16 protein-coding genes are annotated in these 20,614 nt (G+C 74.0%); 7 read left to right on the top strand and 9 right to left on the bottom strand.

Features of this window, described 5'->3' with window-relative positions; all coding sequences use genetic code 11:
• Window positions 1-167 precede the first annotated feature (167 nt).
• On the bottom strand, window positions 168-1,604 hold the full coding sequence (gene gndA / locus ABWU78_RS13975) for an NADP-dependent phosphogluconate dehydrogenase (RefSeq protein ID WP_353709371.1): 1,437 nt from the start codon (window positions 1,602-1,604) through the stop codon (window positions 168-170).
• 264 nt (window positions 1,605-1,868) lie between these two features.
• Between gndA and ABWU78_RS13970 the strand changes: the two genes are divergently transcribed.
• From ABWU78_RS13970 to ABWU78_RS13945, 6 genes are all read left to right on the top strand, one after another.
• Window positions 1,869-2,492, top strand: a complete 624-nt coding sequence (locus ABWU78_RS13970; RefSeq protein WP_308202237.1) for a DUF3000 domain-containing protein — start codon at window positions 1,869-1,871, stop codon at window positions 2,490-2,492.
• The gene (locus tag ABWU78_RS13965; RefSeq protein WP_353709372.1) at window positions 2,489-3,775 is read left to right on the top strand and encodes a ribonuclease D; all 1,287 of its coding nucleotides are present in this window, start codon (window positions 2,489-2,491) and stop codon (window positions 3,773-3,775) included. Before ABWU78_RS13970 ends, ABWU78_RS13965 begins: the two co-directional genes overlap by 4 nt.
• A 21-nt stretch (window positions 3,776-3,796) precedes the next feature.
• Window positions 3,797-4,840: a lipid II:glycine glycyltransferase FemX gene (locus ABWU78_RS13960; RefSeq protein WP_353709373.1), complete on the top strand. Its 1,044-nt coding sequence runs from the start codon at window positions 3,797-3,799 to the stop codon at window positions 4,838-4,840.
• A gap of 190 nt (window positions 4,841-5,030) precedes the next feature.
• Entirely contained in the window at window positions 5,031-6,326 is a 1,296-nt protein-coding gene (locus ABWU78_RS13955) for a thiolase family protein (RefSeq protein WP_353709374.1), read from the top strand.
• 2 nt (window positions 6,327-6,328) lie between these two features.
• On the top strand, window positions 6,329-8,491 hold the full coding sequence (locus tag ABWU78_RS13950) for a 3-hydroxyacyl-CoA dehydrogenase NAD-binding domain-containing protein (protein ID WP_353709375.1): 2,163 nt from the start codon (window positions 6,329-6,331) through the stop codon (window positions 8,489-8,491).
• A gap of 116 nt (window positions 8,492-8,607) precedes the next feature.
• Window positions 8,608-9,180, top strand: a complete 573-nt coding sequence (locus ABWU78_RS13945) for a hypothetical protein (RefSeq protein ID WP_253049169.1) — start codon at window positions 8,608-8,610, stop codon at window positions 9,178-9,180.
• 1 nt (window position 9,181) lies between these two features.
• On the opposite strand, the gene ABWU78_RS13940 is transcribed toward ABWU78_RS13945, so the two are convergent.
• The 6 genes from ABWU78_RS13940 to pflB all read right to left on the bottom strand — a co-directional run bounded on the left by ABWU78_RS13940 (window position 9,182) and on the right by pflB (window position 16,310).
• On the bottom strand, window positions 9,182-9,952 hold the full coding sequence (locus ABWU78_RS13940) for a PIG-L deacetylase family protein (RefSeq protein ID WP_439158713.1): 771 nt from the start codon (window positions 9,950-9,952) through the stop codon (window positions 9,182-9,184).
• A gap of 48 nt (window positions 9,953-10,000) precedes the next feature.
• Window positions 10,001-12,223, bottom strand: a complete 2,223-nt coding sequence (locus tag ABWU78_RS13935; RefSeq protein ID WP_439158712.1) for a DEAD/DEAH box helicase — start codon at window positions 12,221-12,223, stop codon at window positions 10,001-10,003.
• Window positions 12,220-12,609, bottom strand: a complete 390-nt coding sequence (locus ABWU78_RS13930; protein WP_253049160.1) for a type II toxin-antitoxin system death-on-curing family toxin — start codon at window positions 12,607-12,609, stop codon at window positions 12,220-12,222. The genes ABWU78_RS13935 and ABWU78_RS13930 overlap by 4 nt, the downstream gene beginning before the upstream one ends.
• Before the next feature lies 1 nt (window position 12,610).
• Window positions 12,611-12,814, bottom strand: a complete 204-nt coding sequence (locus tag ABWU78_RS13925; RefSeq protein WP_087471916.1) for a ribbon-helix-helix protein, CopG family — start codon at window positions 12,812-12,814, stop codon at window positions 12,611-12,613.
• Window positions 12,815-12,984: 170 nt separating this feature from the next.
• The gene (gene pflA / locus ABWU78_RS13920; RefSeq protein ID WP_253049157.1) at window positions 12,985-13,977 is read right to left on the bottom strand and encodes a pyruvate formate-lyase-activating protein; all 993 of its coding nucleotides are present in this window, start codon (window positions 13,975-13,977) and stop codon (window positions 12,985-12,987) included.
• Between the two features lie 20 nt (window positions 13,978-13,997).
• A complete protein-coding gene (gene pflB / locus ABWU78_RS13915; RefSeq protein WP_253049155.1) occupies window positions 13,998-16,310 on the bottom strand; it encodes a formate C-acetyltransferase in 2,313 nt (770 codons plus the stop codon).
• Between the two features lie 380 nt (window positions 16,311-16,690).
• Here pflB and ABWU78_RS13910 point away from each other — a divergent pair, with 380 nt between their 5' ends.
• Window positions 16,691-17,788 (top strand): carboxylate-amine ligase, encoded by a 1,098-nt coding sequence (locus ABWU78_RS13910; RefSeq protein ID WP_253049152.1) that lies wholly within the window; start codon window positions 16,691-16,693, stop codon window positions 17,786-17,788.
• A 41-nt stretch (window positions 17,789-17,829) separates the two neighbouring features.
• Here ABWU78_RS13910 and ABWU78_RS13905 read toward each other — a convergent pair whose 3' ends face one another.
• Window positions 17,830-18,492 (bottom strand): HAD family hydrolase, encoded by a 663-nt coding sequence (locus tag ABWU78_RS13905; RefSeq protein WP_253049146.1) that lies wholly within the window; start codon window positions 18,490-18,492, stop codon window positions 17,830-17,832.
• A gap of 70 nt (window positions 18,493-18,562) precedes the next feature.
• Window positions 18,563-20,476, bottom strand: coding sequence for a 1-deoxy-D-xylulose-5-phosphate synthase (gene dxs / locus ABWU78_RS13900; protein ID WP_253049143.1), 1,914 nt, complete (start codon window positions 20,474-20,476; stop codon window positions 18,563-18,565).
• Window positions 20,477-20,614: the final 138 nt, after the last annotated feature.

Genomic DNA, 20,614 nt, shown 5'->3' with positions numbered 1-20,614 from the left:
ACAGGTCGAGCCGACGCAGCGGCCCGCCGGGCCTAGCCTGCCACGTCACCCGACGGGCCCGGTCCGCGCGTGCGGCGTCGGGCCCCGACCCGGGAGGGGCGGACACGCGACGGCGGCCGCCGCGCCGGAGCGCGACGACCGCCGTCGGTGCGTGCGGTGGTGAGCCGTCAGGCGTCGGACTCGGTCCGGTCGCCCGACCACTCGGTGTGGAACGTGCCCGGCTTGTCGACGCGGCGGTAGGTGTGCGCGCCGAAGAAGTCGCGCTGCGCCTGGATGAGCGCGGCGGGCAGGCGCTCGGCCCGGACGCCGTCGTAGTAGGCGAGCGACGACGAGAACGCCGGCGTCGGGACGCCGTTGAGGGCGGCCTGCGAGACCACGCGGCGCCAGGCCGCGAGGCCGTTGCCCACCGCGGCGGTGAAGTACTCGTCCGCGAGGAGCAGCGGGAGCTGCGCGTCGCGCTCGTACGCCTCGGTGATGCGGTTGAGGAAGCGCGCACGGATGATGCAGCCGCCGCGCCAGATGCGGGCCATCGCGCCGCGGTCGATGTCCCAGCCGTACTCGGCGGACGCCGCCGCGATCTGGTCGAAGCCCTGCGAGTACGCGACGACCTTCGACGCGTAGAGCGCGAGGCGCACGTCCTCGACGAACGCGTCGCGGTCCTGCACGTCCCACGCCGCGGCGTCGGCGGGCAGCGCGGCGCGACCCGCCTCGCGCTGCGGGACCGAGCCGGACAGCGCGCGGGCGAACGTCGCCTCCGCGATGCCGGTGATCGGCACGCCCAGGTCGAGGCCGTTCTGCACCGTCCAGCGGCCGGTGCCCTTCTGCTCCGCCTGGTCGAGCACGACGTCGACGAACGCCTTGCCGGTCTCCGCGTCCACGTGCTGGAGCACGTCCGCGGTGATCTCGATGAGGAACGACTCGAGGTCGCCCGTGTTCCACTGCGCGAAGATCTCGCCGATCTCCTGCGCGGACGCGCCGAGGCCCTGCTTGAGCAGGTCGTACGCCTCGGCGATGAGCTGCATGTCGGCGTACTCGATGCCGTTGTGCACCATCTTGACGAAGTGGCCGGCGCCGTCGGGGCCGACGTAGGTGCAGCACGGCGTGCCGTCGACCTTCGCCGAGATGTCCTCGAGGATCGGGCCGAGGCTCTGGTAGGACTCGCGCGTGCCGCCCGGCATGATCGACGGACCGTTGAGCGCGCCCTCCTCGCCGCCCGAGACGCCGGTGCCGACGAAGTGCAGGCCCTGGGCCGCGAGCGCCTTCTCCCGGCGGATCGTGTCGGGGAAGTGCGCGTTGCCGGCGTCGACGACGATGTCGCCCTCCTCCAGCAGCGGCACGAGCTCGTCGATGACGGCGTCGGTGGCCGCGCCCGCCTTGACCATGACGACGACCTTGCGCGGGCGCTCGAGCGACGCCACGAAGTCGGCCATCGACTCGGACGGGACGAAGTCGCCCTCGCTGCCCGCCTCGGCGATCAGGGACTCGGTCTTGGCGTACGAGCGGTTGTGCACCGCGACCGTGTAGCCGTGCCGGGCGAAGTTGCGGGCCAGGTTGCGACCCATGACGGCGAGTCCGGTCACACCGATCTGTGCGCGTGCTGACATCTGCTTCCCTGCTCCTCGAGGGTCGGTCCCGGCGCACGACGGCCGCGCGCGGGAGGGCGCGGAGCCGTTCCGGGCCGGGCGCGGGCGCGCGGCCGGGTGCACCGGTGATGGATACGGCGCCAGCCTAGTCCTCGTGCGCCGCACCGCTCCCGAGGGGCCACGATCCGGTCACCCGCAGCGTTCTTGACGAAGTCGGGATCACGATTCGATGACAGCCGCGCGGCGCGCGTCCGGTTCGTCCGGTCGGCTCGTAGTGTGCCGAGAGTGATCACCGCTCACGGGACCGACGCTCCCCCGGCGTTCCGTGCCGTCCTCGACGCCCTCGGCGCGCGGCGGCTCCGACCCGAGGTGACGTTGCGCGAGGTCCCCGCCCCCCGCCGGATCGCGCCGTGGTCGGTCGCGCTCACGGGCGAGGTCGAGGCGGCACGGTCCGAGGACCCCGACCTCGCGTCGGGGCGGTTCATCGTGCTCCACGACCCCGAGGGCCAGGAGGCGTGGCAGGGCAGCTTCCGCGTGGTGACGATGGTGCGCGCGACGCTGGAGCCGGAGATGGCGTCCGAGGAGATGCTCGCCGAGGTCGCGTGGACCTGGCTCGAGGACGCGCTCCACGACACGGGCGCGGCCGTGCGCGCGGAGGGCGGCACGGTGACGCGCGTCCTGTCCCAGAGCTTCGGCGCCCTCGCCGGCAAGCACAACGACGTGGAGCTCGAGATGCGCGCGTCGTGGACCCCCGTGGCCGCGGGACCCGCGGGCGCCGCGGACCTCGGCGACCACCTCGCCGCCTGGGCGCAGCTGCTGTGCACGGCCGCCGGGCTGCCGCCCCTGCCCGACGGCGTGACGCCCCTCGGTGCTCGACCGGCCACCCGACGCAATACCGTGAACCCATGAGCTCGACCGCAGCACCCGCACCCCCGCCGCTCGACCCGACCCCTGCGACCGGAGTGGCCGGCGACGGGCCCGGGCCCGTCGTCACCCCGCTGACGGAGCCGTCCGACGGGCTCGGGCCCGTCGTCGACACCCCCGCCGCGTTCGCGTGCGTCGTCGAGGCGTTCGCCGCCGCGACCGGCCCGGTCGCCGCCGACGCGGAGCGCGCGTCGGGCTACCGCTACGGGCAGCGCACCTACCTCGTCCAGGTCCGCCGCGAGGGCGCGGGGACCGCGCTCGTCGACCCCGTCGCGGTGCCCGACCTGTCACCGCTGCGCGAGGCGGTCGGGGACGCGGAGTGGGTTCTGCACGCCGCGTCGCAGGACCTGCCGGGCCTCGCCGAGCACGGCGTGGTCCCGGCGAGCGTGTTCGACACCGAGCTCGCGGCGCGCTTGCTCGGCATGGAGCGCGTCGGCCTCGCGGCCGTCGTCGCCGACGTGCTCGGCCTGGGCCTCGCGAAGGAGCACTCCGCCGTCGACTGGTCGACCCGACCGCTCCCGGACGACTGGCTGCGGTACGCCGCGCTCGACGTCGAGGTGCTCGTCCCGCTGCGCCGCGTGCTCGGCGAGCGGCTCGAGGAGGCGGGGAAGGCCGGCTGGGCGGCGGAGGAGTTCGAGGCGGTGCGGACCGCGGGCCCGCCCGCGCCGCGCCCCGAACCGTGGCGGCGCACGTCCGGCACGCACACGCTCCGGGACCCGCGGCGCCTGGCCGTCGTGCGGAGCCTGTGGGAGGCCCGCGACGCGACTGCCCGCGCGCGGGACATCGCGCCGGGCCGGGTGCTGCCCGACCGTGCGATCGTCGCCGCGGCGGAGGCCCTGCCCCGGACGGCCGGGCAGCTCGTCGACCTGCCGCCCTTCGCGGGCAAGGGCACGCGCCGCCGGGCGGCGTACTGGCAGCGCGCCATCGACTCCGCGCTCGCGCTGCCCGCGAGCGCGCTGCCGACCACCCGCGGTCCACGCACGGACGCCCCGCCGCCGCCGCGCGCGTGGGCCGATCGCGACCCCGGCGCGGCCGCCCGTCTCGACGCGGCGCGCGCGGTCGTCCAGGGCCTCTCCGAGCGCTACGCGGTCCCGGTGGAGAACGTGCTCCAGCCGGACGCGCTGCGCCGTCTGTGCTGGACGCCGCCGGACCCGTTGGACGCGGCGGCGATCTCCGCGTTCCTCCACGGGCGGGGTGCTCGCGACTGGCAGGTGGCGCTGGTCGCCCAGCCCCTCGCTGAGGCGTTCGCGAGCATCGCCGGGGCGTAGCGAGCGGGTAGGGTCGTCCGCGTGCACGACGCGAACCTGACGATCCGGACAGTCACCGACCGCGCCTCCTGGGACGCCCGGGTGAACGAGCTCGGCGGCCACCCCCTCCAGCTCTGGGGCTGGGGCGAGGTCAAGGCCACCGGGGCGTGGACCCCGCACCGCGTGGAGGCGGTGGACGCCGACGGCCGCGTCCGCGGTCTGGCGCAGGTGCTCGTGCGCTCGCTGCCCGCGCAGTTCAAGGCGCTGTGCCACGTGCCCCGCGGGCCCGTGATCGCGCCGGCGGGAGACGGCTGGGGCGTCGGCCCGGGCGTGGGCGACGACGCGACGCGCGACGCCGTGACCCGTGCGGTCGTCGCGTGGTGCAAGTCGAGCGTGGGCGGCGTGGGCGTCACGATCGAGCCCGACTGGCCGGTCGGGACGCACCTCGCGCTGCCCGACGCCCGCCCCGCGGCGAACCCGATCCTCTACCCGGTCACGCTGATCCTCGACCTCACGAAGTCCGAGGACGAGCTGACGAAGGCCATGGGCAAGTCGACGCGGTACGACATCCGCAAGGCGGCGCGCACCGGGCTCGAGGTGCGGCGCGTGACGGACGAGGGCGAGGTCCGCCAGGTTCTCGACGTCTACCACGAGACGGCGGAGCGCGCGGGCTTCGCGCTGCACGACGACGAGTACTACCTCGCGATCCACCGCGAGCTCGGCGAGCACTCGGTGCTCGTCGCCGCGTTCTCCGAGGGCGCCCCGGTGTCGTTCGTGTGGTGCGTGTCGTCGGCGACGACGTCGTTCGAGCTCTACGGCGGCATCAACGACGCGGGCCGCAAGCTCCGCGCGAACGCGCCGGTGAAGTGGCACGCGATCACGCTCGCGCAGCAGGCCGGTCTGGTCCGGTACGACATGAACGGGCTGCTCAACGACGGCATCAGCGAGTTCAAGCGCAGCTTCGCGCAGCACGACGACGAGCTCGTGCACAGCGTCGACGTGCCGTTCTCGATGTGGTACTCCGCCTGGAACAAGGGCCTGCCCACCGCGAAGAAGGTCGTGCGCAAGCTCCGCGGGAGCCGCTGACGCGGGCTCCCGACCGCCCCGAACCCCGGAGAGACCCGGTATCGCGCGATGCGATACCGGGTCTCTTCATGTCGTAGCATCGGTCTCGTGCTTTCCCGATACCCGCGGTAGCGTGTATCGCACGTACGACCCCCGAGCGGTGCCGCTCCGGACACCGCCGTCCCGACCATCTGCATCGGATGGAGATGCCATGACCGTGGCCAACGAGGCCCCCTCTCCCACCTCGGCACCCACCCAGGCGGCTACCCAGCGCTCGCGCCGACGCCCCGTGCGCGACGTCGTCTTCGTCGAGGGCGTCCGCAGCCCGTTCGGCAAGGCGCGCCCCGACGGGATCTACGCCGAGACCCGCGCGGACGACCTCGCCGTGAAGACGGTCCGCGAGCTCCTGCGCCGCCGCCCCGAGCTGCCCGCCGAGCGCATCGACGAGCTCGCGCTCGCCGCGACCACGCAGACGGGTGACCAGGGCCTCACCCTCGGCCGCAGCGTCGCCGTGCTCGCGGGGCTGCCCAAGTCGGTGCCCGGCTTCGCGATCGACCGCATGTGCGCGGGCGCGATGACCGCGGTCACGACCACGGCGGCGAACGTCGCCGTGGGCGCGCAGGACGTCGTCGTCGCGGGCGGCGTCGAGCACATGGGCCACCACCCCATGGGCGAGGGGTCGGACCCGAACCCGCGGTTCGTCGCCGAGCGCCTCGTCGACTCCTCCGCGCTCGTCATGGGCGCGACGGCCGAGAACCTGCACGACCGGTACCCGCACCTCACCAAGGAGCGTGCCGACGCGTACGCCGTCGCGAGCCAGGCCAAGTACGCCAAGGCCCTCGCGAACGGCGACATCTCCCCCGACCTCGTGCCGATCGCGACCCGGTCGACCGAGCTCGGCTGGGGCCTGGCCACGGCCGACGAGCTGCCCCGCCCCGGCACCACGGTCGACTCGATCCGCGACCTCAAGACGCCGTTCCGCCCCGGCGGGAAGGTCACCGCGGGCAACGCCTCGCCGCTGACCGACGGCGCGACGGCGTGCCTGCTCGCCGCGGGCGACGTCGCCGACGAGCTCGGGCTCCCGGCGCGCATGCGCCTCGTCGCGTACGCGTACGCGGGCGTCGACCCCGAGGTCATGGGCATTGGGCCGGTCCCCGCGACCGAGCGCGCGCTCGCGTCCGCGGGCCTGACGATCGACGACATCGGCCTGTTCGAGATCAACGAGGCGTTCGCGGTCCAGGTGCTCGCGTTCCTCGACCACTTCGGCATCGCGGACGACGACGAGCGCGTCAACCAGTACGGCGGCGCCATCGCCATGGGCCACCCGCTCGCGTCGTCGGGCGTGCGCCTCATGACGCAGCTCGCGCGCCAGTTCGAGCAGCACCCCGAGGTGCGCTACGGCCTGACGACCATGTGCGTCGGCCTCGGCATGGGCGGCACCGTGATCTGGGAGAACCCGCACCACGCCGACTACTCCGGCCACACCTTCGAGACCGCGGAGAACTGACGATGAGCGCACCGACCGACACCACGCCCACCATCTCCGCGGACGCGACGAAGGACGCCGCGCGCGGGGAGCGCGTCACGCACTCGCTCGTGCGCGACGTCGCGCTCCCCGGCGGGACGGGCACGCTCGCCCTCGTCACGCTCGACAACGGGCTCGACCACACCAAGCCGACGACGCTCGGCCCCGAGGGCCTCGCCGAGCTGCACGCGGCCCTCGAGACGCTGCGGCGCCGGGCCGCGGACGGCGAGATCGTCGCCGTCGCGATCACCGGCAAGCCCTACTTCCTTGCCGCGGGCGCGGACCTCACGCAGGCCGCGGCCGTCCAGGTGCGCGACGACGCGCTCGCCCTCGGGCGCGCCGGGCACGCCGCGTACACGCTGCTCCAGGACATGGGCGTGCCGACGTTCGCGTTCGTCAACGGCGTCGCGCTCGGCGGCGGCCTCGAGGTCGCGCTGAACTGCACGTACCGGACCGTCGCGTCCGACGCCGGCGCGCTCGCGCTGCCCGAGGTCGGCCTGGGCCTGGTCCCCGGCTGGGGCGGCGCCTACCTCGTGCCGCGCCTGCTCGGCGTCGAGAAGGCGATGGACGTCATCCTCGCCCGCCCGGCCGCGAACAAGCCGTTCAAGGCCAAGGAGGCGTACGAGATCGGGCTCGTCGACGCGCTCTTCGAGGCGCCCGACTTCCTCGAGTCCTCGCTGCGCTGGGCCGAGGCCGTGCTGCGCGGCGAGATCGTCGTCGAGCGGCGCGAGCTCGACCCGCAGCCCGTGTGGGACGCCGTCGTCGCCGGGACGCGCCAGCGCCTGGACGCCGTGGTCGCGGGCTCGCGCCCCGCCCCGTACCGCGCGCTCGACCTCGTCGCCGCCGCGCGCACCGCGTCGCGCGAGGAGGCGTTCGCCGCCGAGGACGAGGCCCTGGCCGACCTCATCATGAGCGACGAGATGCGCGCGAGCGTCTACGCGTTCCAGCTCGTCTCGAAGGGCAAGCGACCCCAGGGCGCGCCCGACGCCAAGCTCGCCCGCCCCGTCACCCGCGTCGGGATCGTCGGCGCGGGCCTCATGGCCGCGCAGATCGCGCTGCTGTTCGCCCAGCGCCTCCAGGTGCCGGTCGTCATGCGCGACCTCGACCAGGAGCGCGTCGACAAGGGCCTCGGCTACGTCCGCTCCACCGTGGAGAAGCTCGTGCGCTCGGGCCGCATGTCCGCGGACACCGGCGCGCGCATCGTCGGCTCCGTGCACGGCACGACCGAGCTCGGCGACTTCGCGGGCTGCGACGTCGTCATCGAGGCGGTCACGGAGATCCTCGGGCTCAAGAAGAAGGTCTTCGCCGAGCTCGAGGGCGTCCTGTCGCCCGAGGCCGTGCTGCTGACGAACACGTCCGCGCTGTCGATCACGGAGATGGCGGCCGACCTGCAGCACCCCGAGCGCGTCGTCGGGATGCACTTCTTCAACCCCGTCGCCCAGATGCCTCTCGTCGAGATCATCCAGGCGGCGAAGACCGACGACGCGGCCCTCGCGACGGCGTTCGCCATGACGAAGAAGCTCCGCAAGACGGCCGTGCTCGTCGCCGACCGGCCCGGGTTCGTCGTGAACCGACTGCTCATCCTGCTCATGGGCAAGATCGTCGAGGCGGTCGAGAACGGCACGTCGGTCGAGGTCGCGGACCGCGCCGTCGCGCCGCTCGGCCTGCCGATGCCGCCGTTCGCGCTGTTCGACCTCGTCGGCCCGGCCGTCGGCCTGCACGTCCTCACGTCGCTGCGCGAGGACCTGGGCGACCGGTTCCCCGAGTCGCCCGGCCTGCAGCGCATCGTGGACGAGCAGATCCCCGTCGTCCTCGACGCGCCGAAGGGCCTGCCCAAGCCCGTCGACCCGGCGATCCAGCGGGTCTTCGGCACGGGTGAGGCAGGCGGCGACGGGGCGCTGGACGAGGCCGGCGTCCTCGACTCCGTGCTCACGGCGCTCACGCAGGAGATCGGGCTCATGCTCGACGAGGGCGTGGTCGCGAGCCCGTCGCAGATCGACCTGTGCATGATCCTCGGCGCGGGGTGGGGCTTCCACCTGGGCGGCATCACGCCGTACCTCGACCGCACGGGGTACAGCGAGAAGGTCCTGGGCCGCCGCTTCCTGCCCGACGGCGTCGCGAACGTCCCGGCGGCGTCGCGCGCCTGACCGACCGGGGTCGGACGCCGGGCCGCGAGCGCCCTCCCGTGGTCGTACGACGACCGCGCGGAGGTTCCGCTCGCGGCCCGATCCGCCGACGCCACGCGCTCCGTAGCGTCGTGGCCATGACGAACCGCACCCCCGCCCAGCCCGCCACCGACCTCCCTCTGACCACCACACCCCGCGGCACGACCGAGCGCCGGATGCTCGGCGCCCTCACGCTCGCCGCCGGCGCTGCGCTCCTGCTCTCCGCGTGCGGCAGCATCGGCGAGGCCGTCGCGGAGAACCGTGCGGGCCACACCAAGACCTACGAGTTCGCGACGGGCGAGGCCGGCAAGGCGGACGGCGTCCTGCCCGACTGGGTGCCCGACTCGGCCACGGACGTGCGCGAGGTGGTCCGCACCACGGGCGACGAGCGGATCCTCTCGATGACCGCCGACCTGGGGGCGCTGCCCGCGAGCTGCACCGCAGTCTCGTCGGAGCACCCCCTGGAGCCCCGGCCCGAGCGCGGCGACCTGACCGCGGACGACTACCGCACCGCTGCGACGCTCGAGGCCTCCTGGTGGGAGGCGGGCACCGAGCAGGGCGCGACCGCGATGTGCGGGAAGTGGTGGGTCGGCGCGCAGGACGGCAGGCTCTACGGGTTCGCGCCCGAGCTCAAGGTCGTCACGATCGAGGAGCAGCCCGACCGGGCGTGAGTCAGTCCTCCCAGCCCATGCGCAGCACCTCGAACGCGACCGCGTGCGCGACCCCCATGCGCTCCCCCGTGGGCGCGCTCATGGACGCGAGGAACGCCGCGGGGTCGAAGTCCTCCCACCCCAGCCCGTCGAGGTAGGCGGCGTGCGCGCGCAGCGACGCGACCCCCGCGTCGAAGGTCGCGCTGACGTCGACGCCGTGCGCGGCGTCGGGCGAGCCCGCGACCCAGACCTGGCGCACGCCGCCCCAGGGCTCGACCCCGTCGGTCTCGACCTGCTCGCGGAACACCCACCTGTTCCCCGCGTCGCGCACGGCGTCGACGACGGCCCGTCCCGTCGCGATGTGGTCCGCCTGGTTGAGCATCCCGCCGGGGAACGTCTCGCGGTAGTTCCCGGTGATCACGACGTCGGGCCGGTGGCGCCGGATCGCGCCCGCGATCGCCCGCCGCAGCGGCAGGCCGTACTCGAGCACGCCGTCGGGCAGCCCGAGGAACTCGACCTCCTCGACGCCGACGACCCGACCGGACTCGACCTCCTCCGCCTCGCGCACGCGTCGCGCCTCGTCCGGGTCCATGCCGTCGATGCCGGCTTCGCCGCTCGTGACCATGCAGTACACGACCCGCTTGCCCTGCCCCGTCCATCGCGCGACGGCGGCGGCCCCGCCGAACTCCATGTCGTCGGGATGGGCGACCACGGCGAGCGCCGTGGACCAGTCCTCGGGCAGCGGGGTCAGGGGCGGGGCGGGGTTCGCGGACGTGCCGGTGTCGTCGGTCATACGACAGACGCTAGGCCGTCAGGCGCACCGGCGCGTCCGGACCGTCGCTCAGTCGTCGGTGACCGCGTCCTCGACCGACGTGACGGCGGGGTCGACGAAGAGCCGCGCCCGCTCGGCGTCGACCACGGCGCGCGCGAGCGACGCCTCGGACACGTCGACCGCGCCCGCGACCTCCTCGGCGAGCGCGCTGCGCCGCGCGTACGCGTCGAACAGCCGCGCCTTCGTCCCGAGCAGGCGCACGAGGTGCTCGTCGACGCTGTCGACCGTGAGCAGGCGGTGCACCTGGACGGTCTCGACCTGCCCCATGCGGTGGGCGCGCGCGACGGCCTGCGCCTCGGTCGTGGGCTTGGTCTGGGGCTCGCACAGGACGACCACGGAGGCCGCCTGGAGGTTGAGGCCCACTCCCCCGACGTCGATCTGGCTCACGAGCACGCGCGGGACCTCGGCCACCGTGAAGTCGTCGACGATCGTCTGGCGCGTCCGGGCGGGCACGGAGCCGGTCAGCGGAGCGAGCGCGAGGTCGCCGAGCGCGCGCACGACCGTGTCCACCACGTCGCGGAAGTACGAGAACACCACGACCTTGCGTCCGTTCTCGGCCGCCTCGCGCGCAAGCTCCACGAGTCGGCGGAGCTTCGCCGAGTCCTCCGGGTGGTCGACCGCGAACGCCGCTCGTCGCATCGCCATGAACGACCCCGCCGCGACCGCCTCGCGGTACGCCGCGCCGTCGACCGCCCCGAGCCGTTCCCACTCGTCGACCTGCACGAGCTCCGGCAGCTCCTCGAGCACGTCCTCGGCGTTGCGCCGCAGGTAGGCGGGCGCGACGGCGTGCCGGAACGCGTCGGGGCCCGCCGCGCCGTGGGCCGCGTCGAGGCGTGCGGCGAGCGCGGGCTGGAGGTAGCCCAGCAGGGTGCGGAACTCCTCGACCCGGTTCTCCATGGGCGTGCCCGTGAGCAGGAGCACGTGCTCGGTCCCCCGCGCGAGGGCCGCGACGGCCACGGACCGCTTCGCGAGCGGGTTCTTCACGTAGTGGGCCTCGTCCACGACGAGCACGGCGGGGGCGCTGGACCCCGCTGGCACGAGGATCTCGGTCCCCGCGCGGCGCAGGCCCGCGAACGTCACGACGGCGACGCCGCCGGACGCACGCCACGCCTCCGCCGCGTCGTCCCGGTCCTCGCCGTGGACGACGTGCACGGCGACGTCCGCGTGCGTCCGCAGCTCGCGCACCCAGTTCTCCAGGACGCTCGCGGGGCACACGACGAGCGCGTGCGTCGCGCCGCGCGCGAGGAGGTGCGCGACGACGGCGATCGCCTGCACGGTCTTGCCGAGCCCCATCTCGTCGCCGAGGACGACGCGCCGCTGGGCGAGCGCGAAGCGCGCCCCGAACGCCTGGTACCCGCGCAACGACACCCGCAGCAGGGTCTCGTCGAGCGCCTGCGTCTGCACGCGGTCGACGAGCTCCGCGGGCAGGTGGCCGGCGGCAGCGACGACGTCGCGCCCGGTGGGGGCCACGCCGTCGAGCAGCGCGTAGTACGCCGCGGACCGGCGCCGGAAGTCCGCCCAGGCGTCGTAGGGGCGCGCGGGCTCCGCGAGCAGCGCGGTGACGCGCCGGGCCTCCTCGTCCAGCCCCGTCTCCCGCGCCCGCTCCGCGACCCCGGCGAGCGTCGTCACCGCCGCGAACGCCCGACGCCGGCGCTCGCCCCAGGCGAGGAGGCGACGCGCTCCGCTCGCGGCGACCCGCGCGTCGTCGCGCACGCGCTCGTGCTCGGCGAGCGCGGCGCGCACCTGGTCGCCGTACCGCGCGACGGCGGCGTCGGCCTGGTCGAGCGTGTGCAGCGCCTGGACGAGCGCGGTCGCGACGGGGTCGGTCGGCGTGAGGTCGATCCGGAAGCGCAGGCTCTCGCGCACGGCGCGCGCCACCTGCTCGGCGGCCGCGAGCAGATGCGTCGCCGTCTGCGGGCCGATGTCCGGGACCCGCTCCAGACCGTCGCGCCCGAGCCGCGCGACCGCCCCGACCGTCCGCACGCTCGCGTCCGCGAGGGCCCCGAGCCGTAGGCGCTCGCGCGTGACGTCGCGCAGCGACGCGACGTCGACGGTGTCGAGGCGCGCCAGGACCTTCTCCTCGCGGCTGTCGCCGAACGCGGCGCGCACCTGGTCGCGTGCCGTCCCGGGCGCGGCAGAGAGGGTCGCGAGCTGCGCGGCGAGGGCGTCCGCGTCCGCGACGACCGCCCGAGCGGTGGCGACGTCGGGCAGCGTCGCGCGCGGCGCGGTCACGCGTGCCAGCGAGCGAGGCACTCCGCGACGTACGTCACCTCGTGCGTCGAACCGTCGGCGATCGACATCGTCAGCTCGTACACGTCGTCGTGGGGAGCACGCAGCGCGACGCCGTTCATGCCGTAGAACACGACGACGGCGACCAGGCCGAGCCGCTTGTTGCCGTCGACGAGCGCGTGGTTCTGGACGACGGAGAGCATCAGCGCGGCCGCCTTCAGGTCGAGCGACGGGTACGCCTCCTCACCAAACATCGAGGCGCGAGGACGATGCTCGGCCGAGTCGAGCGCACCCCAGTCACGGACGACCGGCTCCGCCCGGAGCAGCGCGCGCGCCGCCGCGAGCAGGTCCCCGACCTCGAGGTACTCGACCTCTCGCGACGCGACCACCTCAGGCGAGCTTGTCGAGCACGGGTCCGTACTCGCGGATCGCGTCCGCGATCAGCCGGTCACGCAGTGCGTCGCGTTCAGCGCCGTACCGCCGCACGGCGTCACGAACGATCTCGTTCTGGGACCGTCCCTCGCGCTCCGCGGCCGCCTCGAGAACCCGCTTCTCGTCCTCGGTGAAACGCACGACCATCTGCTTGCCGCTCATCCCCGCACCTCCCGTCGTGGTATCACCACAGTATCGCTCCCGGGAGCCTAGGTCCCGCCGTCGCGGGCACCGAGATCCGCCTCGGGGGCAGTCCCGTCGAGACGTGAGAAGTGGCCCCAGGAACACGTCGGTCCGGGGCCACTTCTCACGTCTCGGCGCGCGGTCGCCCGTCAGTACGTCGTCAGGCCGTGGGCGCGGAACTGGTCGCGCACGCGCTCCGTGAGCTCCGGGGACGGCGCGGGCGTGTCGTCGAGCTCGTAGGTGCGCCCGAGGGCGTCCCACTTGTCGCGACCCATCTGATGGAAGGGCAGCACCTCGACGCGTGTCACCGTGCCGGGGCGGATCGCGTTGAGCGAGGCCGCGTACTCCGCGACCTTCTCCACGTTGTCCACGTCGTCGGTGAGGCCCGGGACGAGGACGAAGCGCACCCACACCTCGGGCGCGTGGCCGGTGAGACCGCGCTCGGCGATCCGCCGCCCGAACCGCAGCGTCGGCTCGAGGTCGCGGCTCGTGACCTTCGTGTACGTGTCGGGGTCGCCCGACTTCACGTCGAGCAGCACGAGGTCCGTGTCGTCGAGCATCGCGTCGGTGGCGTTCGCGCCGAGGAAGCCCGACGTGTCGAGCGCGGTGTGCACGTCCATCGCCTTGGCCCCGCGCAGCACGCGGGCGGCGAACGCAGGCTGCATGAGCACCTCGCCGCCGGAGAGCGTGAGCCCGCCGTGGGTGGCCCGGAAGACGGGCAGGTAGCGCCGGACGCGCCCGAGCAGCTCGTCCGCCGTGACGGGCCTGCCGTCCTTCATCGCGAACGTGTCGGGGTTGTGGCAGTACAGGCACCGCAGCGGGCAGCCGTTGAGGAACACCGTGAGCCGGGTCCCCGGGCCGTCCACGGCGGTGACGAGCTCCCAAGAGTGGACCGAGCCGAGCTCGCCCGCGCGCATCGCCGCGAGCTTGTCGGCCCGGTCCACGTCCGCGACCGTCAGCCCGTCCAGGCCCGCGCCCGCCCGGCGGGCGTGGCCCACGGGCGTGCCCGACGCCGCGGGCTCGGCCGCCGAGGTCGGGGCGCCCGGGACGTCGAGGCGCGTGGCGTCGTCGGGCAGGGTGCCCCCGACGACGGCGCACCCGCGCGACGGGCGGACGGCGGGGCCGGGAAGGGTGACGGTCATGGCTGGCTCCTCAGCGCTCGTCAGAGCGCGCCGTGGAAGGTGCGCGAGAGCACGTCGAGCTGCTGCTCGCGCGTGAGGCGGACGAAGTTCACCGCGTACCCGGACACGCGGATCGTCAGCTGCGGGTAGTTCTCCGGGTGGTCCATGGCGTCCAGGAGCGTCTCGCGGTTCAGCACGTTGACGTTCATGTGGTACCCCTCGGACCCGATGTAGGCGTCCAGGAGGCCGGCGAGGTTGGTCACCTGCTCCTCCTGGGTGCGCCCGAGGCCGCTCGGCACGACCGTGTTGGTCAGCGAGATGCCGTCCTGCGCCTCGTCGTACGGCAGCTTGGCCACCGACAGCGCCGAGGCGAGCATGCCGTGCGTGTCGCGCCCGTTCATCGGGTTGGCGCCCGGGGCGAACGGCTCGCCGGCGCGGCGGCCGTCGGGCGTGTTGCCCGTCGCCTTCCCGTACACGACGTTCGACGTGATCGTCAGGACCGACTGCGTCGGCACGGCGTCGCGGTACGTCGGGTGCGTGCGCACCTTCGCCATGAACCGCTCGACGAGGTCGACGGCGATCGCGTCGGCCCGGTCGTCGTCGTTGCCGTACGTGGGGTACTCGCCCTCGGTCACGTAGTCGACGACGAGGCCGCGCTCGTCGCGGACGACGGAGACCTTCGCGTGCTTGATCGCCGACAGCGAGTCCGCCGCGACGGACAGGCCCGCGATGCCGCACGCCATGGTCCGCAGCACGTCCTTGTCGTGCAGCGCCATCTCGATGCGCTCGTACGCGTACTTGTCGTGCGACCAGTGGATGCAGTTGAGCGCCTCGACGTACGTCTCGGCGAGCCAGTCCATCGTCGCGTCGAACCTCGCCATGACGTCGTCGAAGTCGAGCACGTCGCCCTCGACGGGAGCCGCCACCGGCGAGACCTGCTTGCCGGAGATCTCGTCGCGCCCGCCGTTGATCGCGTAGAGCAGCGTCTTGGCGAGGTTCACGCGAGCGCCGAAGAACTGCATCTGCTTGCCGACGCGCATCGGGGACACGCAGCACGCGATCGCCGCGTCGTCGCCCCAGTGCTGGCGGATGAGCTCGTCCGACTCGTACTGCACGGCCGAGGTGTCGATCGAGACCTGCGCGCAGTAGTCCTTGAAGCCCTGCGGCAGCGCCGGGCTCCAGAACACCGTCATGTTCGGCTCGGGGGCCGGGCCGAGGTTGTAGAGCGTCTGGAGGAACCGGAACGAGTTCTTCGTGACGAGCGGGCGCCCGTCCTCGCCCATGCCGCCGATCGTCTCGGTGACCCACGTCGGGTCGCCGGAGAACAGGGAGTCGTACTCGGGCGTGCGCAGGAACCGCACGATGCGCAGCTTGATGACGAAGTCGTCGATGATCTCCTGCGCCTCGGACTCCGTGATGCGTCCGGCCTCGAGGTCGCGGTCGATGAACACGTCGAGGAAGGTCGACGTGCGGCCGAGCGACATCGCGGCGCCGTTCTGCTCCTTCACCGCGGCGAGGTAGGCGAAGTAGAGCCACTGGACGGCCTCGCGCGCCGACGTCGCGGGGCCGGAGATGTCGTAGCCGTACTCGGCCGCCATCTCCTTGAGCTCGCCCAGCGCACGGATCTGCTCCGCGTGCTCCTCGCGCTCGCGCACGACCTGCTCGCTGAACGGCTGCGTGTCGAGACCGAGCTTGTCGAGCTTCTTCGCGGCGGTCAGGGCGTCGACGCCGTAGAGCGCGACGCGGCGGTAGTCGCCGATGATCCGGCCGCGGCCGTAGGCGTCGGGCAGGCCCGTGATGATGTGCGAGCTGCGGGCCGCGCGCACGTTCGGCGGGTAGACGTCGAACACGCCCTGGTTGTGGGTCTTGCGGTACTCGGTGAAGACCTTCTTCAGGGTCTCGTCGACCTCGTAGCCGTAGGTCTGCAGCGCGCCCTCGACCATGCGCCAGCCGCCGTTCGGCATGATCGCGCGCTTGAGCGGGGCGTCGGTCTGCAGGCCGACGATCACCTCGTGCGCCTTGTCGATGTAGCCCGGGGCGTGCGCCGTGATCCCCGCGGGCGTGTGGGGGTCGACGTCGTAGATCCCCATCTCGCGCTCCTCGGGGAACATCGCGGACAGCGTGTCCCAGATCCCCGTCGTGCGCTCCGTGGGCCCGGCGAGGAACGACGCGTCGCCCGTGTACGGGCGGTAGTTGCGCTGGATGAAGTCGCGCACGTCGACCGTGTCGCGCCACGGGCCGTCGGTGAAGCCCTCCCACGCGGGGACGTGCGCGGTGTCGTGCTGCGCGTCGACGCCGCCCTCCACCGCGCGGCCGCCGCTCGTCGTGCCGGGTGCCTCGGAAACGCTGGTCATCTGGACCTCCCTCGTGCCTGACGCGCGGGTCCGCGCGCCGGCCGGACCCGCCGGCCTCGCGGGGGCCTCGGGTGGAGGCCCTCGGTCGAGGTTCCGACGGGCTCCTTCGCCACCTCCAGGCTAGGTTCGCGCGGCGTCGCGCGGAGGGGTTTCGGGCCGTCCGGGGACCTAGGTCCCGAGCCGGGCGGGACCCCGCAGGAACCGCGGGATCTCGCGGTTCCCTCGCCCCTCGCACCCTGTCGGGACCACCCCTTGTGATGACCTTCACAAGCCCTCGGGACCCGGGCACGACCGCGGCGGCACGCGCCCGTGACGCACGACACGGACGCACGTCACACGCCCGCCCGACGTGCTCGCGGCTTCCGTGTGAGACTGCCCGGGTGAAGCGCACCGTAGGGGTCGAGGAAGAGTTCCTGCTCGTCGGCGACGACGGCCATCCGGTCGCCCGGGCCGCGGAGGCCCTGGAGGCGTCGGGCACCGACGAGAAGGGCGGCGGGACCGGCTCGCTCGAGTCGGAGTTCATGGAGGAGCAGCTCGAGACCGCGACCCACCCGCGTCGCGAGCTCGACGACCTCGCGACGGAGATCCGCGCGGGACGGCAGCGCGCCCAGGAGGCCGCGGACCGCGTCGGCGCCCGGGTCGCCGCGCTCTCCACCTCGCCCCTGCCCTTCGAGGGCACCACCGTCTCCCGCCTGCGCTATCTCGAGGCCCGCGCCGCGTTCGGCCTCACGGCGCGCGAGCAGCTCACGAGCGGGTGCCACGTGCACGTCGCCGTCGCGGACGACGCCGAGGGGGTCACCGTCCTCGACCGCATCGGGCCGTGGCTCTCCACGCTCCTCGCGCTGAGCACCAACTCCCCGTTCTGGCAGGGCCAGGACAGCGGGTACGCGAGCTTCCGGTCCCAGGTCTGGTCCCGCTGGCCGACGTCGGGCCCGACCCGCGCGTTCGGGACGCCCGAGGCGTACCGCGCGGCGGTCGACGGCCTCGTCGCGACCGGGACGATCCTCGACGAGAACATGGTCTACTTCGACGCGCGGCTCTCGTCGCGCTACCCGACCGTCGAGATCCGCGTCGCCGACGTGTGCCTCGACCCCGACACGGCGACGCTCCTCGCGGCCCTCAGCCGCGGCCTCGTCGAGACCGCGGCGCGCGAGGCCGCGGACGGCGTCGCGCCCCCGGAGCTCCGCCCCGAGATCCTGCGGACCGCGTCGTGGCGCGCCGGGCGCTCGGGCCTCGAGGAGGACCTCGTTTCGCCGCTCACCTGGCGTCCCGCCCCGGCGCACGACGTCGTCGGACAGCTCGTCGCGCACGTGCGGGACGCCCTCGTCGACGCGGGCGACCTCGACGCCGTGACGGAGCTCCTCGGACGCCTCTGGTCCGGCGGGAACGGCGCCCAGCGCCAGCGCGCGTGGCACGCGGCGTCCGGCGGGGACCTGCGTGCGGTCGTCGAGCAGGCGGTCGAGGTCACGCACTCCTGACGCCCCGCCGGGGCGCCCGTGGCCGGGTGCCCCGGCGCTCGCTACGGCGCGGTGAGGGCCGCCGCGCGGGCGCGGGCGACGACGTCGTGCACCGTCGCCCCCAGGACGTCCGGCAGCGGCCCGTCCGTCCATGGGCGCCCGTGGGAGACCCAGCCGGTGCGCGTGCCGGCGGCCCGGCCGGCGGCGACGTCGGCGTGCGCCGCGTCCCCGACCATCCAGACCTGTGCGCGGTCCGCATCGGCCGCACCGACGCGGTCCAGCGCGATCTCGAGGAGCCGCGGGTCGGGCTTGTCGACGCCCTCCTCGCCGGACACGACGACGGCGTCGACGTGCGCCCCGACCCCGCAGCGGGCGAGCTTGCCGCGCTGCTGGGGGGACGTCCCGTTCGTCACCACGACCACCAGGTCGCCGTCGACGCGCAGGGCGTCGAGCAGGTCGAGCACGCCGTCGTACGCGCGCACGTGGTCGAGGATGCCGGCGCGGAAGCGGTCGACCGCGGCGGGCAGGTCCTCGTCCCAGCCGAGGCGGTCGACGATGACGCGCGCCACGTCGGTCTTGACGGCGAACCCGCCCTGGTCGGCCGCGACGATCGCCGCGAGGTCGGACGCGTCGCGACCGGCGTGGGCGACGGCGTCGGCCGCCCAGGCGGCGAACGCGTCGTCGCGGCCGACGAGCGTGTTGTCGAGGTCGAGGAGCCAGATCACGCCTGGACCCTAGCCCGGACGACCCCCGCACCGCCGAGACGTCCGCGACGATCGCCCTCGCTCCGACGACTCAGCCGCGGGTGAGTGCCGCGAGCGCGTCCAGCACGTCGCGCGCGACGTCGGCCGGCGTGAGCCGGTACGCCGAGGCCACCTGGTCCCGGGTCGCGTGGTCGAGGAACTGCGCGGGCAGGCCGAGCGCGTGCACGGGCGTGCGGACGCCGCCCTCGAGCGAGCGCTGCGCGAGGAGCGCGCCCACGCCGCCGTCGGCGACGCCGTCCTCGACGCTCACGACGAGGTCGTGCTCGCCGGCGAGCTTGACGAGCGCGCTCGGCATCGGCAGGACCCACGTGGGGGACGCGACGGTGACGTCGACGCCGTGGGCCGTGAGCGTCTGCGCCGCGTCGAGCGCGACACGCGCCATGGACCCGGGGCCGACGATCAGGACCCGGGCGCGGGGGGCCGCACCCTGCGGAGCGATCTTCGGCGCGTCGTCCGGCACGGCGAGCAGGTCCACGCCGTCCACCGTGTCGACGGCGGGCAGCGCGTCCCCGAGCGCCCCCTTCGGGTAGCGCACGACCGTCGGGGCGTCGTCCACGTCCACGGCCTCGCGCAGCGCCGTCCGCAGCGTCTCCTCGTCGCGCGGCGCGGCGAGCCGCAGGCCCGGCACGATGCGCAGCATCGCCATGTCCCACATGCCGTTGTGGCTCGCGCCGTCGTCGCCCGTGATCCCGGCGCGGTCGAGCACGAACGTCACGCCGGCCTTGTGCAGCGCCACGTCCATGAGGACCTGGTCGAACGCGCGGTTGAGGAACGTCGCGTAGACGGCGACGACGGGGTGCAGGCCCGCGAACGCCATGCCCGCGGCGGACGTGGCGGCGTGCTGCTCGGCGATCCCGACGTCGAACGTGCGCTCGGGGAAGGCCTGAGCGAACGGCTTGAGGCCCACCGGCTCGAGCATCGCCGCCGTGATCGCGACGACGTCGGAGCGGCGGCGGCCGATCTGGACGATCTCGTCCGCGAAGACGCTCGTCCAGCCGAAGCGCGATGGCGCGACCGGGAGCCCGGTCTCGGGGTGGATCTTCCCGACGGCGTGGAAGCGGTCGGCGACGTCCTGCTCGGCGGGCGTGTAGCCGCGGCCCTTCTCGGTGATCGCGTGCACGATGACGGGCGCCCCGTACGCCTTGGCCCGCCGCAGCGCGTGCTCCATCGCCTCGACGTCGTGCCCGTCGACGGGCCCGACGTACTTGATGCCGAGGTCCTCGAACATGCCCTGCGGGGCGACGACGTCCTTGAGGCCCTTCTTCAGGCCGTGCAGCCACTCGTACGCGAACCGCCCCGGCGCGCCGGACCGGTTGAGGGTGCGCTTGCCCCACTGGAGGAAGCTCTCGTAGCCGTGCGTGGTGCGCAGCGTCGACAGGTGGTGCGCGAGCCCGCCGATGGTCGGCGAGTAGGAGCGACCGTTGTCGTTCACCACGACGACGAGGCGCCGGTCCTGGCTCTCGGCGATGTTGTTCAGCGCCTCCCAGGCCATGCCGCCCGTGAGGGCGCCGTCGCCGATGACCGCGACGACGTGCCGGTCGGTAAGACCGCGCACGACGTTCGCCTTCGCGATGCCGTCGCCCCACGAGAGCGCGGTCGACGCGTGCGAGTTCTCGACGACGTCGTGGTCGGACTCGGCGCGCGACGGGTAGCCGGACAGGCCGCCCTGCTTGCGCAGCGCGGAGAAGTCCTGGCGCCCGGTGAGGAGCTTGTGCACGTAGGACTGGTGGCCCGTGTCGAACACGAACGTGTCGGTCGGCGACGAGAACACGCGGTGCATCGCGATCGTGAGCTCGACGACCCCGAGGTTCGGACCGAGGTGCCCGCCGGTGCGCGAGACCGAGTCGACGAGGAACGCACGGATCTCGCCGGCGAGCTCCCGCGTCTGCTCGAGGGTCAGCCGTTGCACGTCCTCGGGCGAGGTGATCGTGCCAAGCAGGCTCATGCAGATGCTCCGTTCCGTTCCCGTGCGACCAGCCCGACAACTCTAGGCCGTCCGGGCAGGTGACCTGCGCAGCGGTGCGCGGGGCGACGGGACCTTCACGCCATTGACGCACACTCCGGCGCCCGGCGCACGGACCAC

Source organism: Cellulosimicrobium sp. CpK407 (assembly GCF_051844275.1).
GTDB lineage: Bacteria > Actinomycetota > Actinomycetes > Actinomycetales > Cellulomonadaceae > Cellulosimicrobium > Cellulosimicrobium cellulans_G.
Note: the sequence above shows the minus strand (reverse complement) of the source record. Positions and strands in the feature narration are given on the sequence as shown.